Origin of the sequence: Rhizobium sp. R693 (assembly GCF_002211315.1) — a bacterium.
GTDB lineage: Bacteria > Pseudomonadota > Alphaproteobacteria > Rhizobiales > Rhizobiaceae > Rhizobium.
In genome coordinates, this window is record NZ_LOKY01000030.1 from 1 (window position 1) to 15155 (window position 15155).

General features: G+C 58.8%; 14 protein-coding genes and 1 pseudogene. 9 read left to right on the forward strand and 6 right to left on the reverse strand.

Annotation, left to right across the window (positions count from 1 at the left end; genetic code table 11):
- Positions 1-105, forward strand: a pseudogene (locus ATY79_RS30615) (IS5/IS1182 family transposase); the annotation flags it as partial.
- 70 nt (positions 106-175) lie between these two features.
- Here ATY79_RS30615 and ATY79_RS20405 read toward each other — a convergent pair.
- From ATY79_RS20405 to ATY79_RS20420, 5 genes are read right to left on the reverse strand one after another with little or no spacing between them, the layout of a single operon-like run.
- Complete coding sequence (locus ATY79_RS20405; protein ID WP_088692470.1) at positions 176-868, reverse strand: response regulator transcription factor; 693 nt, start codon at positions 866-868, stop codon at positions 176-178.
- The gene (locus tag ATY79_RS20410) at positions 858-1247 is read right to left on the reverse strand and encodes a response regulator (protein ID WP_088704730.1); all 390 of its coding nucleotides are present in this window, start codon (positions 1245-1247) and stop codon (positions 858-860) included. The genes ATY79_RS20405 and ATY79_RS20410 overlap by 11 nt, the downstream gene beginning before the upstream one ends.
- 2 nt (positions 1248-1249) lie before the next feature.
- Positions 1250-1891 (reverse strand): response regulator, encoded by a 642-nt coding sequence (locus ATY79_RS20415; protein WP_088704731.1) that lies wholly within the window; start codon positions 1889-1891, stop codon positions 1250-1252.
- On the reverse strand, positions 1888-2469 hold the full coding sequence (locus ATY79_RS31670) for an ATP-binding protein (RefSeq protein WP_245312412.1): 582 nt from the start codon (positions 2467-2469) through the stop codon (positions 1888-1890). Before ATY79_RS31670 ends, ATY79_RS20415 begins: the two co-directional genes overlap by 4 nt.
- The gene (locus tag ATY79_RS20420; RefSeq protein ID WP_245312413.1) at positions 2427-6380 is read right to left on the reverse strand and encodes a PAS domain-containing protein; all 3954 of its coding nucleotides are present in this window, start codon (positions 6378-6380) and stop codon (positions 2427-2429) included. Before ATY79_RS20420 ends, ATY79_RS31670 begins: the two co-directional genes overlap by 43 nt.
- A 544-nt stretch (positions 6381-6924) precedes the next feature.
- Between ATY79_RS20420 and ATY79_RS20425 the strand changes: the two genes are divergently transcribed.
- The 8 genes from ATY79_RS20425 to ATY79_RS31675 all read left to right on the forward strand — a co-directional run bounded on the left by ATY79_RS20425 (position 6925) and on the right by ATY79_RS31675 (position 13116).
- Positions 6925-7680: an SDR family oxidoreductase gene (locus tag ATY79_RS20425; RefSeq protein WP_088692467.1), complete on the forward strand. Its 756-nt coding sequence runs from the start codon at positions 6925-6927 to the stop codon at positions 7678-7680.
- Between the two features lie 85 nt (positions 7681-7765).
- Entirely contained in the window at positions 7766-8173 is a 408-nt protein-coding gene (locus ATY79_RS20430) for a cupin domain-containing protein (protein ID WP_088692466.1), read from the forward strand.
- 92 nt (positions 8174-8265) lie between these two features.
- On the forward strand, positions 8266-9012 hold the full coding sequence (locus tag ATY79_RS20435) for an NAD(P)H-binding protein (RefSeq protein WP_088704734.1): 747 nt from the start codon (positions 8266-8268) through the stop codon (positions 9010-9012).
- 52 nt (positions 9013-9064) lie between these two features.
- Positions 9065-9550 (forward strand): hypothetical protein, encoded by a 486-nt coding sequence (locus ATY79_RS20440; RefSeq protein ID WP_245312414.1) that lies wholly within the window; start codon positions 9065-9067, stop codon positions 9548-9550.
- 117 nt (positions 9551-9667) lie between these two features.
- Complete coding sequence (locus ATY79_RS20445; protein ID WP_088692464.1) at positions 9668-10585, forward strand: MBL fold metallo-hydrolase; 918 nt, start codon at positions 9668-9670, stop codon at positions 10583-10585.
- Between the two features lie 82 nt (positions 10586-10667).
- Entirely contained in the window at positions 10668-11333 is a 666-nt protein-coding gene (locus ATY79_RS20450; RefSeq protein WP_088704735.1) for a nitroreductase, read from the forward strand.
- 210 nt (positions 11334-11543) lie between these two features.
- On the forward strand, positions 11544-12146 hold the full coding sequence (locus ATY79_RS20455; protein WP_088704732.1) for a YecA family protein: 603 nt from the start codon (positions 11544-11546) through the stop codon (positions 12144-12146).
- A gap of 622 nt (positions 12147-12768) precedes the next feature.
- Positions 12769-13116 carry a recombinase family protein gene (locus tag ATY79_RS31675; RefSeq protein WP_245312415.1) on the forward strand — a complete coding sequence of 116 codons (348 nt, stop codon included), beginning with the start codon at positions 12769-12771 and terminating at the stop codon, positions 13114-13116.
- Here the strand turns inward: ATY79_RS31675 and ATY79_RS20465 are convergent, their stop codons facing one another.
- Positions 13117-14217 (reverse strand): flagellin, encoded by a 1101-nt coding sequence (locus tag ATY79_RS20465; protein WP_189638050.1) that lies wholly within the window; start codon positions 14215-14217, stop codon positions 13117-13119.
- Positions 14218-15155: the final 938 nt, after the last annotated feature.

The window sequence follows — 15155 nt, forward strand, 5'->3', positions numbered from 1 at the left end:
TTCGGAGCGCAACAGACCGAGGTTGCCATCGGCTGCGCCGTTCTCAATCGGATGCTTGCATGCGCACACCCGAAATCCATCCGTCGCATTGGAACAACCTCGTAAACGACGGCATCAAAGATCAGAGTCCAAAAACTCTCCGATCCACGCACCAACGCTCCACAGAGCGGTTTCTCTAGCGCGCGGCGGCCTGGCGCATTTGCACAGGCAGAGTTTCCCACGCCCGGATCAGTTCGCCGATGGAGGCGGCCTCCATCTTGTGCATGACATTGCTGCGATGCAGCTTGACTGTCACTTCACTAATGCCGAGCTCGAAGGCGATCTGCTTATTGAGACGTCCATGAGCCACTTCATACAGCACCTCGCGCTCGCGCTGCGTCAGCGTCTCAAGACGTTCGATATTGCGCCTGGCGACCACGGCTTCCGCCCGTCGTTCGGCATCGATCGCGATGCCCGTGGTGACAGCGTCAAGCAGCGTCTGGTCCCGCACCGGCTTGGTGAGAAAATCCACAGCTCCGGCCTTCATCGCCTGAACGGTCATCGGGATATCCCCGTGCCCGGTCAGAAAGATGATCGGCTTGGGGTTTCCGTTTTCCGCCAGATGCCGCTGCAAATGGAGACCGCTTGCGCCGGGCATGCGCACATCGAGTATCAAGCAGCCGGGGCTGTCCAATATATCGGCGTCAAGTAATTCGCGGGGCGAGGCAAAGCTGACGGGCTGGAAGCCCGCTGACAGGATCAATTCCGCCAACGCTTCCCGAATAGATGCATCGTCATCGACAATGACGACGAGCGGCTGATCTTCTTCATCTCCGCGCGGCGGTGATAACGGCGCCGAACTCCGCAGCAACGGTTGGTCAACTCTCATGTAACCCTCCATCTCTCGAATTGTGTAACGCACTTGCGATGGCCGCGAGCAGCGCCTGGGCATCAAAGGGCTTGCGGAAAAAACCGCTGATGCCTCGAGCGCGGCTCTGATCCGCTATTTCGTGGCGACCCGTGACCAGGAATACCGGCAGTTCCGGACGTGCTTTCTTCACTAGGTCACGAAGTTCAAAGCCGTCTATTCCAGGCATCCCTATATCGGTGATGAGCACATCCAGGTCCGATAGTCCGTTGACGAGCAACGACGCTGCCGACGAGAAGCTGCGAGCCACATAGCCCGCAGATTCCAGAAGGTCGCCCACCGACTCAAGCATTCTTGGATCGTCATCAACAATTGCCACGACATGTCTTGTCTTTTTCATGTTCAATTCCCTCCCACTTTACGCGAGTGGGTAATCGGTGTTTCCAATCTTTCCGCGATACGCACGAGATCGGCGAGCGATGCCGCCGCCATTTTCTGCATCACGTTCCTTCTGTGGATTTGCAGCGTGACTTCGCTGATCCCCAGCTCTGCTGCCGCCTGCTTGTTGAGAAGACCACTCACGACGAGCGGCAGGACCTCGCGCTCTCGCGGTGTCAGATGGAGGTAGCGTTGTCTCAGCATGCCGAGTTCAGCGCGTTCGAATCTCTTTTCCCGATCCTGGGCAATCGCCGCGTGGACCGCTGCCATGAGATCCGCATCGCTAAAAGGCTTGGTCAGGAAATCGACGGCGCCGTGTTTGATCGCACGCACTGAAGATGGAATGTCGCCGTGTCCTGTAATGAAAACGATCGGCGGATGCCCGCCATCGGCGATCTGCTTCTGCAGGTCGAGGCCGTTGATATCGGGCAGTTCGATATCGAGTATGAGGCAGGCAGGGGCGTCAGGTTTGTCAGCGTCCACATAGTCGCCTGCAGATCCAAATGCGACAGCGCGTATGCCATGCGAGTCTAGGAGGTCGCTGAGAGCCTCTCGAATTCGTTCATCGTCATCCACGATGAAGACAATATGATCATCGGTCTTCATGGCACCGCCTTCATTTCAACCGGCAAGGTGAAGATGAACGTCGCCCCATGCGGTTCGTTGTTCTCAGCCCACAATCGTCCGCCGTGTGACTCGACAATCGAGCGACAGATCGCCAGCCCCATGCCCATGCCGTCTTCTTTTGTTGTGAAGAATGGCTCGAATATTCTCTCGGGAAATTCGATACCTTGGCCGCGATCGCTGATGTCAGTCTGGATGACATCCCCCATATGGCGCATGCGAATCCCTAGCACTCTGTCGCCCGCAATAGAGTCCATAGCCTCCATGCCGTTGCGAATGAGATTGATCAGAACCTGCTGGATCTGGACGCGATCGATGGTAACGAGCGGAAAGTCGCCGTCGATCCTCATGTCCATCCGCACGCGGCGCCGTGACGCTTCAAGAGCCATCAGGCTCCGTGCTTCGTTGATGACGCTGGCGAGTGCCGTATAGAGCCTCGTGTCCACGGATTGCTTGAACAAGGCGCGAATGCGGCTGACAACATCCGCCGCCGAGTTGGCATCCCGAATGATGCGCTCTACCGTTTTCTCCGCTCGCTCGATATTTGGCGGTTCGGCCATGAGCCAGCGTTGGAGGCGTGCGAATTCGCGACGACGGCCGCCAGGGGCTGGTTCACCTCGTGCGCGATAGAAGCCGAAAGCTCCGAGAGGCTCGCTGCCTGGCTTGCCCGTGCAAGGCTCTCTTGCGCAAGACGCAACTTTTCCTCCGCCCGAACTTCTCCGTCGATATCGAGGCAGATGACATTCCACTGAACGATCTCACCTCCGGCGTTACGCATTGGCGCAGCGCGCGTCTCGACCCAGCGATATTCGCCATCGGAACGCCGCAAGCGGTGTCTACGCGCATATGGCTCGCCCGTAGCCAATGAATGCGCATAGTTCTCCTTGACGCCAGCGACCTCGTCAGGATGAACGCCGGCATCGAGTGTGCCGGCCAATCGGGACTTCCCAGTTCCGTCCAGTTCTTCGAGCTTATATCCGAGGAAATCTCGGAGTTGAGGGTTGCGATAGACAGGCTCCCCATCCGGCGCGGCGCAATCGATCATCACGGGGAGTGTTTCAACGAGCTGCCAGAGCGAACGCTCTCTCTCTCGCACCTCCTCCTCGATGCGCAGTTGATCGTCGATGTCATGCGAGAGGCCGTACCACTGGACGATCCGCCCGCTCTCGTCCCGCAGGGGCTCCGCACGCCCCGACATCCAGCGATAGACTCCATCGGCACGACGCAGGCGATGGTTCAGGGAAAAGGTCTCGCCGGTGGCGAAGGAGTGGTCGAGCGCTTCCGCCAGTCGGACCGCATCATCGGGATGGACGAGAGCCGCTATGGCTGCAGCTAGCCCGCTCATTTCCGACCCATCGTAATCCCCTACATCCAAACCGAGGAACTCGATCATGCGCTTGCTGAAGAAGACCGGCTCGCCCGCCGGGCTTAGCCGCCATAGCAGGCTCGGAACCAAGTCGACGAGCTGCGAGAATTCCCGTTCCCGGTTGCGCAATGCCACCTCGGCCTTCTTGCGCTCGGTGATATCGATGAAGCCGACCAGACTCTTGTCGGCAACCGCACCGGGGCGAGCGGTCGTGAAAAGGACATCGATGACGCTGCCATCCATGCGCGCTACCTTGGTCTCTTCCTGAAAGACTTCCTCGCCACGATACCGCGCCTCGATGGAGCGGCGTATGGTGGCAATGCTCGGCTGCCAATAGCGGGCAATCGGCCCGAGCATCTCGCTGGCATCCTTTGCGCCGAACATCGCGATGATATGCTGGTTGACTTCTTCAACCTCCAGAGCTTCCACCGCACGCGGCAGGAATTCGGGATGTTCGTCGATGTAGGTTTTGAGTTCCGTCACACCCTGCGCCCGTAACTCCTTGAACAGGGGAATGAGCTTGCTCGCATCCACCTGGGTGAGGCCGATGGGCATGTAGTGGAAGAGGTCGCGGTAGCGGCGTTCGCCTTGCTGCAAGGCCTTCTGCGCGGTCACGAGATCGTGGATATCCACGCTCACGCCGTACCAGTGGACAATCGCACCGCTATCGTCGCGCAGCGGCTCTGCCCGGGTCTCAGTCCAACGATAGCTGCCGTCGGTCCGCAGCTGACGATACCTCTGAACGTAGGGGGCGCCCGTTCTGAATGAATGGCTGATGTCTTGCCGAGCCGCGTCTCTGTCATTCGGATGGATCACGCTCAGGGACGGCGAACCATCAGGCGCTGTGATATCCTCGAGCGTAGCGCCCGTTACATCCCTGAACCGCTTGTTGACGTAGATCGGCGTTCCCTCGCGCGTTGTCGCCCAAATCAAAGCCGGCACCGCGTCGATCAACTGCTGGAGCTCCCGCTCTCGCTCTTGCAATGCCTGCTGCGCGCGCACCTCTTCATCGATGTCGATGGCAGCCGCGTACCATTGCACGATTACTCCCTGTTCATCCCGCAATGGCTCGGCTCGGCCCTCCATCCAGCGATAGATGCCGTCTGCGCGGCGCCGGCGATACCTTATGGTATAGGGTTCACCGGTGGCGAGGGCGTGGTCAATCACGTCCCGCATGTGCGGGCCATCTTCGGGATGGACGGTTGCCCCTATGAGGGCCGCCAAGCGGCTCATGTCCGGTTTGTCCCAAGAAGCGACGTGGTCAAGGCCGATGGATTGCAAGGTGCGCTTGCTGAAGAAGGTCGGCTCGCCGTTGGGCGACATGCGGCCAATATGGACCGGGACCATATCAACGAGCAGCGACAGCTCCCGCTCCCGCTCCCGCAACGCCTCCTGTGCACGCACCTCGTCATCGATATCGAGGGAAACGCCATACCATTCAGCAATTATCCCGTCTGCGTCAAACCGAGGTTCCACTCTGCACTCTACCCAGCTGTAAACGCCATCCTTTTCGCGCCAACGAAATCGCATCGTCGAGCCGGCGCCGGTTGCGAAACAGTTCCGTAACGTGCCGTGCACTTCGGGAGCATCTTCTGGATGTATTAGTTCCTGCAGCAGGCTTTCGATCGTCAGCTTCTCAAGGGTATCGACGTTCGCGCCAACGGATCGGAAATGGTCCTGATAGCGCTTGTTGAAATAAATCGACCCACCCGAAGGCACAGCACTCCAGATGCGTACCGGCACCGCATCTATCATCTGCTGCAACTGTCGCTCGCTCTGCCGTAGTGCCTCCTCGGCCCGCATCTCATCATCGACATCGTGACAGATGCCGTACCACTGGGTGATGCTCCCAGCCTGATCCCGCATCGGCTCGGCACGGCTCGACATCCAGCGATAGATGCCGTCGGCGCGGCGTAGTCGATAACGCATGGAAAAGCTCTCGCCAGTGGCGAGGCAATGTGTAAGCGCATCCCTGAACCCGGAGGCATCATTGGGATGAACGACTGTCTCTATGACCGCTTCCAGCCGGCTCATGCCCGGTTTATCCCTATCCGCTACATCCAGACCGAGGAAATCGACCATGCGCCTGTTGAAGAAGGTGGGCTCGCCGTCGGGCCTCAGACGCCAAACGTGGCTCGGGACCATATCGACCAGGTGCGAGAGCTCCTGCTCCCGGTCGCGCAAGGCCTCTACGCTTTGGCGCAACGTAAGCATCGCCAGTTGGTGCTGCCGGGATATCGCGGCCACGACGAGCGCTGAAAATGCCGAGATCGCCAGAAAAAGCTGCAGCATGATCTGCTTGTGCTCCTGGGACTCGGGATCGCCGGCAAACGGACTGGCGCCGGATATTGTAAAAGCGGCGGTGATCAGTGCGAGGAGAGCCAAGGTGACGGCCGCGCCTTTGAACTCGAAACGCACCGCAGCCCAAAGGAGAGGCGGCATGATGATATAGGCAAAGGGTAGGTAACCGCTCAGGGCAAGGGCGGCGACGCCGAGAAAGATCAGCCCCAGGACGCAGGCTTCGATCCAACGAACGGTCGAAAGCTGGGCTTTACCGTGCCAGTTCTGGAATACGACCAGCGCCAGTGGAGCGACGATCAAGACACCAGTGGCGTCTCCGATCCACCAAAGGGGCCAAGCCGCCCCGAAGGTTTGCGATAGTATGCCAAACCACGCAAGTGTCGCACTTCCCACCGTCGCGCTTACGACTGGCGCAATTCCCGCGCCCAGTGAGACGAATGCAAGAACTTCCCGCAGGGTTTCGAGCCGAACCGGTCGCCTCAAAATCCGGCCCACGAGCCATGCCCCGGTTACCGCTTCTAGAGCGTTGCCGATATAGATCAGGAAGGCAGCAGGCAGCGGACTGTGGAACCACAGGAAATTGCTGAACAATTCAGCCAGACAGCCCCCCAGGATCCACCACGGCCAGCTAAGCTTGGAGGCAAGAACAAGCGTAGCAATGAAGAGCCCGCTCGGGGGCCAAACGGAAATACCCGTTCCAGGCACGATTGCCAGCAACTGCGCGAATCCGCAGCCCAGGACATAGGCGGCAATAAAAAGACCCAGATGCAAGAATTGGGGGCGGTGCGACCAGATGCGCATCATCAGCAGCTCCTGTCGGACAAAGAAAGCCAGAGGACCATCAGCGTCTCGCGCAGAACGTATTCTCGATTTTGGAGCTGGCGAACTCATGATGCGAGCGTAATCCCGCAAGGCTCCAGTCGCAACTCATGGAAATCCATGCATTGCCGGGAGACATTGCCGCTGCGGTGCGTGTCTGGAAAGCTGGAATAGGCCCGAGCGAACCGGAAGATTCGGCCGGGCCAGGCGACAACATCACCTCATCAAACGAGGGTAATTGTCTCAGTAGCTCCGTTCGAGGTCACTCATCGTGTTTGGATCGAGCAACTCTCGAACCTGCGCATGACGGAGTGAATTGCAATGAAGCCATGCCGGCGGCTGAAACCGACAAGCAGTTGTTGTCAGCCCATGCATCCTATGTATCCCGCCTATCAACGGGGACATGTCACGTATACCTGGCGACTAGAGCTCTACACCCTCTGCACGATAGAATGATTTTGTCTCCCCTGTCACTTTCCGATGCGATCGAGTCAATTGGCCCGAAAGCGCCACAACGATGGAGATAGTCATGAAAATTGTCATTATCGGCGGCACCGGGCTTATCGGGTCCAAGACGGCAGCGCGCCTGCGCAACAAGGGCCACGAGGTTCTGGCCGCGTCGCCCAACACCGGCGTCAACACCGTCACCGGCGAAGGAGTTGCGGAAGCGCTGGCCGGTGCCGAGGTCGTCATTGACCTTGCAAACGCACCATCGTGGGAAGACAAGGCTGTGCTTGAATTCTTCGAAACAGCCGGCCGCAACCTGCTCGCCGCCGATGCCAAGGCTGGTGTCAAACACCACATTGCCCTCTCGATCGTCGGAACGGAACGGTTGCCGGACAACGGGTATTTCAAGGCGAAGCTTGCTCAGGAGAGGCTGATCAAGGAATCATCCATCCCCTACACGATCGTCCATTCCACCCAGTTTATGGAGTTTCTGAAGGGTATTGCCGACGAAGCGACGGTCGGCGCAGTCGCTCGTTTGTCACCGGCCGCTTTCCAGCCCATCGCCTCGGATGACGTTGCCGATGTGATGGCGGATGTTGCCCTCGGGAAGCCGCTTAATGGCACGATCGAGATCGCGGGTCCCGAGCGTGCTCCCATGAACGAGATCATAGCCCGGTACTTGAAAGCGGCCAACGACCCGCGGTCGGTCGAGGCAGACGTCCATGCGCGCTATTTCGGATCTGAACTCAACGATCAGTCGATCGTGCCCGGCGAAGGCGCGCGGATCGGCAAGGTCGGGCTCCAGGACTGGTTCCGTTCGTCCCAACAACCGAAATAAGCAAGGCGTCGAACCACCTGTGGGCTGGTCTTTTGCCCAGCTTTCGAACGCACATATGCATTCCACAACCAAAGGGATAACGACAATGAAGTCAGCTTTGTTGACACTGTTTGTATCGGCTTCAGTTTGCCTACTTGGCACTTTGCCGGGTGCGGCCGCCGGAAACACTGCAAAGGTCACATCGCTCATGAGCAAGGACCTTCCCAACTATCCCGGCAAAGAGGGGCTGATGATTTCCGTCGAGTATGGCCCAGGAGGTTCCGATCCCATCCATAAACACGACGCAAATGCATTCGTCTACGTTCTCGAGGGTTCGATTGTGATGCAGGTCAAGGGCGAAAAAGAGGTCACCTTGTCGCCGGGAGAGACCTTCTACGAAGGCCCCTCCGACATTCACTTGATCAGCCGCAATGCGAGCATGACGAAACCGGCGAAATTCATCGTCGTGCTACTCAAAAACAAGGACGCTCCCGCCGTCCTGCCGGTGGAGTGACTCCCCAAGCGCGCGATCGTCCAATGTTTGCCAGCTGCCCGGCAGGGCTAAACCTGGCCGCTGCCCCAGGGCACGATGGAGGGGACAAATCGATGAAAATCACGGTTATGGGGGCGACCGGGCGAATCGGGACACACCTCGTTGATAAACTTGAACAAGCAAGCGTCGAGGTGGTCGCCGCGTCCACCTCCCTCGGCGTCAACAGTGTGACGGGAGAAAGTCTCGGATCAGCGATAGCGGGAGCCGACGTTGTCATCGACGTCACCAACGCCGCGTCGTTTGGTGACGACACGGCCCTGGATTTTTTCAAGGCCTCCACCCGGAATCTGTTGGCGGCTTCGGCAGGCGTCAAGCATTACATCGCGCTTTCCGTGGTAGGGACACCCCACCTTGTCGAGAGTGACTATTTCCGCGCGAAGATGGTGCAGGAAAATCTCATCCGGGCAGCTAGGCGGCCCTATACCATTCTCCATTCCACGCAATTCTTTGAGTTTATCAGTGGCGTGGTCGACATGAGCGCAGACGGAGACGGCTTCCGGCTTCCCTCGGCATTAGTAAAGCCGATAGCTGCTGACAACGTCGCTGAGATGCTGGTCGAATTGGCGATGGGGGCAGCAATGAACGATACCGTGGAGATCGGCGGGTGCGACCAGTTCGGTCTCGACGAGATTGCACGTATGCACCTTACAGCAAACGAAGACATACGCCAGGTCGTGACAGATAACAGCGCCCGCTACTACGGCGTCGAACTGAACGATGACACATTGCTGCCGCTTGCGGGAGCGCGTGTCGGTTCGCTGAGCTATGTCGACTGGCTGTACCGTTCCATGGCCGATTAGACGTCTTCCGACATCGCCATCGACACGAGCGAACGGCCCAGCAAACTAGGAGATGACGAGGGCTTCCGCCCTTCCCGAACCAAAACTGGAACGCATGTTTGCGGGAATTTCGGTTCCTGACACGCCGATTGTGACCCAAGCAATGGAGTATGCCCGGGAGCGATGTGAACCGTATCTGTTCAACCACGTTGCCCGCTCCTGGCTCTTTGCGGCACGGTTGGGACAAATTCGGTCCATCGAACACGGCGCGGACGTGGTCGCCGTCTGGACGGTGCTCCACGACATCACGCTGAATGAGCGCTTCAACGGGCGAGGCGCTTCGAAGTTGAAGCCGCCGATATTGCCAGAATCGTTGAAGGGAATCGGGCGTCGACGAGCGCCGGGCACAGCTGATCTGGGACAGAGTCGCGCTGAACTCGACGGCTCAATCGACCTCTTTAAGGAGGCCGAGGTCGCGCGCTGTACAGCCAGTATCTGCCTTGGTGTGATCGGCTGGCAACTTCACGCATGCCAACATCGAATTGGACAACTGCAATGAATTCACAGGTAACGATCCCTATGCGTGAGACATACGCAGCCTATACCACAGGGTGATTCACTCTCCATTGCAAACGCAAGTATTGAAATTCAATCAGGAAATCAACAGGAGGTTAACATGAGCTTGGACAACATTTCACATTCCGGTAGACCGGCGCTCGACGAGTTAGTTCCGTCGCGCTACGCGCTGAAGATCGGCGAGATTGACGTAATGGTGGTCAGCGATGGAGTGTTGACGCTGCCGGGCAAGATGTTGGGCCACAACGCCGACCCGACCGTCCGGGCGGCCTGGCTGAACTACAATTTCCTACCGACGGAGACGCTCGATTGGGGGCTGAACGTGGTCGTGGTGCGCAGCGGCGGCCGGACCATACTCATCGACGCCGGGCTGGGGGACGACCCGAACTTGAACTTGCCGAAGGCCGGGCAACTGGCCCATCGGCTGGACGCCGCCGGCATCGATCTTCCGTCCGTGACCGACGTGGTGCTGACCCACATGCACATGGACCACATTGGCATGCTGCTCGTCGACGGGGTAAAGGACCAGCTGCGTAAGGACCTGCGAATCCACGTGGCGGAAGCCGAGGTCAAGTTCTGGACGCACCCCGATTTCTCCCACGTCTCCATGCCACAGGGGTTCCCGGACGCACTTCGGGCGGCGGCCAAGCGGTTCGCGGAAGAGTACCGCGGCAATCTGAAGACGTTCGAGGAAGAGTACGAGGTTGCGCCGGGGGTGGTCGTCACCCGCACCGGCGGCCACACCCCAGGGCACAGCGTAGTACGCCTAGCGTCCGGCGGCGACCGTTTGATGTTCGCTGGCGATGCCGTGTTCGCTGTCGGGTTCGAGCACCCCGACTGGTTCAACGGCTTCGAACACGACCCCGAGGAGGCGGCGCGCGTTCGGGTCCGCCTTTTGCGGGAGCTGTCGGCGAGCGGCGAGCTTCTGGTGGCCACTCACCTGCCGTTCCCATCCATCGGCCATGTGGCGGCGGAGGGCGACGCCTTTCGTTGGGTGCCGCTCTTCTGGGATTACTGACCGCCTACCTGTCGGGCCAGGGGCGAACTAGACGACTGGCACTTGAACGAAACGAATGGCCGGTGGTAAAAAGGAGATCATCATGGACGTATATGAGGCAGTCAAAAGCCGACGGGCGGTGCGCGGATTCAAAAACGAGCCTGTGTCGAGGGAGGTGCTTGCGCGCGTGCTGTCCGCCGCAGCTTGGTCGCCGTCCGGATCGAACATCCAGCCGTGGAACACTTATGTGTTGACCGGCGCGCCGCTGGCTGAGCTCAAGACATGCGCCGTCGAGCGCGTGGCCCACGGCGACGCTTGGGACGAGCGGCAGTATGAGATGTACCCGCCCGTGCTGAAGTCTCCATATGGGGAGCGCCGATCCGCCTTCGGCAAGGAGCGCTACAGCGCGCTCGGCATTGCGCGCGAGGACTGGGAGGCGCGGCAGCGGGCAGCCATCGCCAATTGGAACTGTTTCGGGGCGCCCGCCGCCCTGTTCTGCTACATCGACCGCGACCTGGGCCGGCCCCAATGGGCCGACGTCGGCATGTATCTGCAGACCGTCATGCTGCTGCTCCGCGCCGAAGGGCTGCACAGTTGCGCGCAGATGGCGTGGTCGCAGGTTCGCGAGACGGTCGCCGAGGTGCTGTCACCCCCGGAGGGGCTCATCCTCTTCTGCGGCATGTCGATCGGGTACGAGGACCTCACGATGAGTTCCGCCCGTACGGGCCGCGCCCCGCTCCACGAGACTGTCACGTTCATCGGCGGTTAGCCCGAATATCTCATAATAGGGGTGCATCCGCCCCAAAATCTCCGATGGGGAGCAAATCTCGCGGTTCGGTGAGCAAAGGCAAGGTGGGGAGTTCGCCGCGCTCTCGCTTGAACCCATCGTGTCGGAAGAAATAAGGTCGACCTCCCTTTAGCGTTGCCTGCCATGGCAATGGAAGAAAGAACATGCGGATATGATGATGGCGGTAGCAGCGTGAAGCGGCCCAAGCGTGCAAAACCCCTAACACTGGAGCAGCTGGAGGTTTGGTTCGAGAAGACCGATCCGGCACCCCCTTGCCGTGACGTCTCTATGTTGAATGGCTTCCTGACCGGCCTGGCGGCTGGACCGGCCTTCCTGTTGCCCAATGACTGGATGTTCCATGTCATCGGCGATCACGAAAAGAGGGCGTTCATCGGCAACAAGATCCAGGCGGTGATCGATACGATCGTCGATCATTATAACCTCATAGCCCACCAGCTGACGGCACCCGGCCGCTATGCGCCGATGTTAATGCGGACTGACGAGGGTGGAGTGCTTGCTGGCGACTGGGCCGACGGGTTCTTCGGAGCCATCAGCTTAAGACTTGAGGAATGGGCACCGCTGTTCGCTCAGAAGCAGACTGGTGAACCGATTATGGCTATTCTTCTTCACTGCACCAAGCCTGAGTTGATCCAGATGATCTCGACGGCGTTCCCCAAGCCACCAGAGACCATTCTCAAAGATGCCTGGCGTGCGCTTCCGTTCGCGGTCGAGGGCATTTACGCGCACTGCAAGCCGGTGCGCTTTAACCCACTTTCTCCCGCCAACGACGCCTAGTCCGGATTGATGCCCGGCATTAGGCCCATGGCTGTGGGAGCGGCGTACGGTCTTTAGCCGTCGGCCCACTTCTTAGCGGGGCTCCGGAGATCAACGGAGCACTATGCTGCAGTTTCCTGACCGCTACGAGCTTCGCGTCGTCTCCGATGATAGTTCGGGACAGCCGTAGGAATGGCCTGGCTTTAGCGTAACGACAGGATGGGTTTCGAAATCGCTCGCAGACGATGCAGAGGAGACAAAGTCTTCATATCCCGGCTTTGCGACACACCATGACCAGCTATAGTAGTCCCATCCGTGCATCAGGAAGGGCGTCTGCTTCCCCCAGCGCATGATTGCAGGGAATGACGCCTTTCCAGCAGCATCGGTTATGCCCTCATGGGACTCGTTTGGCTGTGTCGGGTGCACCGTGGTAGTAAGCTTGACCGTTGCGCCCGGCACTGGTTCGCCGGATGCGGTTCGTACGATTATCGCCGCTTCCGGCTGGAGTGTCCTGGGTACAGGTATCGCGCACCCAGTCACAAGAAACACTGCCATAGCGCTGATCCAGCCCAACCCTCGTGACGTCATCAGGTCTCAATCCTCCCAGGTGCGCACGCTTTCGACGGACGCCAGGCTAGTGTCGATGCCGGAACTTATTCAAATCATTGAAAAGCTCGGCCGGCGAAAAATCGATTTTATAAGCCTCACAGAAAATATAGACACCGCCTCGGCCGGCGGCCGCCTCGTTTTTCATGTGCTCGCTGCGATGGCTGAGTTCGAGAGGTGCTTGATCAGGGAGCGCACTTGCGCCGGCCTTCAAGCCGCACGTGCCCGTGGCAAACGCCTCGGCCGACGACCATCCTTGAACGATACCGAGCGTCAGGCGGCGTGCGATGCTGTTGTCGTGGAGGGAGAAGAGGCGCTCGAAGTTGCCAGGCGGTACGGCGTACATCCACGAACATTGGCCCGATATATCGAACGCATGCGTTGATTACTGGAACAGCTGCACGAGGTTTCCAGGCGCGGCATTTGCGATCCCGAGGCTCTGAGTGGCGAGCTGCTGCTGGGTTTGCAGCGCCCTGAGCTTGGTCGCCGTCGTTTCCATGTCGGCGTCCACGAGACGGCCGATGCCACTGGTCGTGGAATCGATCATCTTGTTGTTGATCTCGTTGTACATCTCAAGCGATTTCTGCACCGTCCCGACGTACGACATCTTCGAGGTCAGCTGCTGGATTTTTCCGTCGATGTCCGCGACGACGTTGCTGTAGAGCCCTTGCCGGTCAGCTCCGTATCGGACGACGTGGTTTTCGATTGACTGGAGGATATAGGTCGGGCTGACGGGATAGGCCTCCGAGTCCCCTGTCGTCGGGTTGGAAAGGGGAATGTTGAACCAGTAGATGCCCGCGGGCGTGAACGATCCAGGGGCATCGATTATGTCGCTCCCGTCGAACAATGTCTGCTCGGGATTGAACTCACCTGGAAAGGTCGTTGGAAAGCTGCCGAAATCGTCGTTCAGAAGTAGCGTGTCCATGGCATGGACATTCAAGGTCTGCACCTTGCCGTCGGAATAGCCGATGGTGAAGCTGAACACCTGCTCGCTGGCCTTCGTGTCTTCGTTCTTGGCGTGATAGAGCAGGTTAGCACCCGAGAACGAAGCGGACAACATGGCGGCTTTCGCCTGGTCCTGCAGCTGCTGTATGCGCTGGTCGATCTTGCAGACGTCGGATTTCGCGTATTCCGGATCGAGTGTGAATGTCGGCTTGATAGCGTCCTGCATGCCCGGCTGCGGCGTGTCGCTCGCGGTAATGACGAGGTTCCTGATCTCGACGAAATTATCGAGCACCGTTTCCATCGCGGCATAGGCGGTATCGACCACGCCCTGCGCGAGGCCCACGCCGTCGTTGACGACATTCATGGCCTTCACGTCCGATCGCATCGAGGTCGAGATGGACCAGTAGGCCGCGTTGTCAGCCGCCGTCTTCACCCTCAGGCCCGAAGACATCTTCTCCGACTCGTCGTTCAGCCGTCCACCAACGGAGCGCAGCAAGCCGAGCGCCGTCATCGCACCGTTGTTCGTGATAATGCTGCTCATCGTCTCCCGTCGCGTTGCCGGGCTCGTCATGAGCCGATTCCAAATTCTGAAATCCGAAAATCGACGACGGTAGTTAACAGCGCAGCGAAAAGGGCAGGGGGAAAGCACCCTGGCCACCGAAAAAAACTATGGATCGAGGCGCGGTCCGCCTGTGTTCCCCAGAATCGCAATTTCAGTCCTCGACCGTAGGGCGATGATTTCCGGAGACGTTACCGCGTGAACGGGTTCTCTGCGAGGCTGGTTACCGAGGTAGGCGAGAATCGATCTCGGGATTAAGATGCAACGGCTTCAACCGAGGAGAGACGTAGAGCGCGAGCAATCCAGGAATGCACTATTGGACGCGATACGTTTCGGAAATCCTCGGCGAACTCTATGGGACTCTGCCAGACAAACCGGTCGAGTTCGGAATGGCGCAGGGCCAATTTTGAGCTCCCGGCGGGCTCCTCGCATTGCGAACGGGGTGAGAATCGCGACCGCGTCGAAGCGCGGTACGATTGATTAGACGCGTTATCATTTTGTGACCGCTACCGATGGCGCACGCCCTGGCGAGCCTAGATGAAGGCAACAGCGGAACTTCCGTTTCGCTGTTCGCGGGCGCTCCGCCAAGCCGGACGCAGACGCCGAGGACAGATGCTTGCCGAGATTGGTCTCATTGGGACCAAAGTCATGGCTGACGCATCTTGCCGCTATTGGCGTCAATGGCTGAAAAGTTTCCAATAAATTGTATTTTGAAAAACTTTCCTCTTGCAGTTACAACAATTGCTAGTAGGTTCCCCCAGTGGGTGAAATACAAATCAATTTTCAGGCGTAAGGTGAATGAATAACACGGCAGGATCGACTTCCGATCTTTCAGAGGAAGGCAAAAAAAGGCTCGCCGCCGCTAAGGCGGCCATTCAATCGACTTATGGTCAAGTAGTTCTGGCGATGAGTTCCGTTCC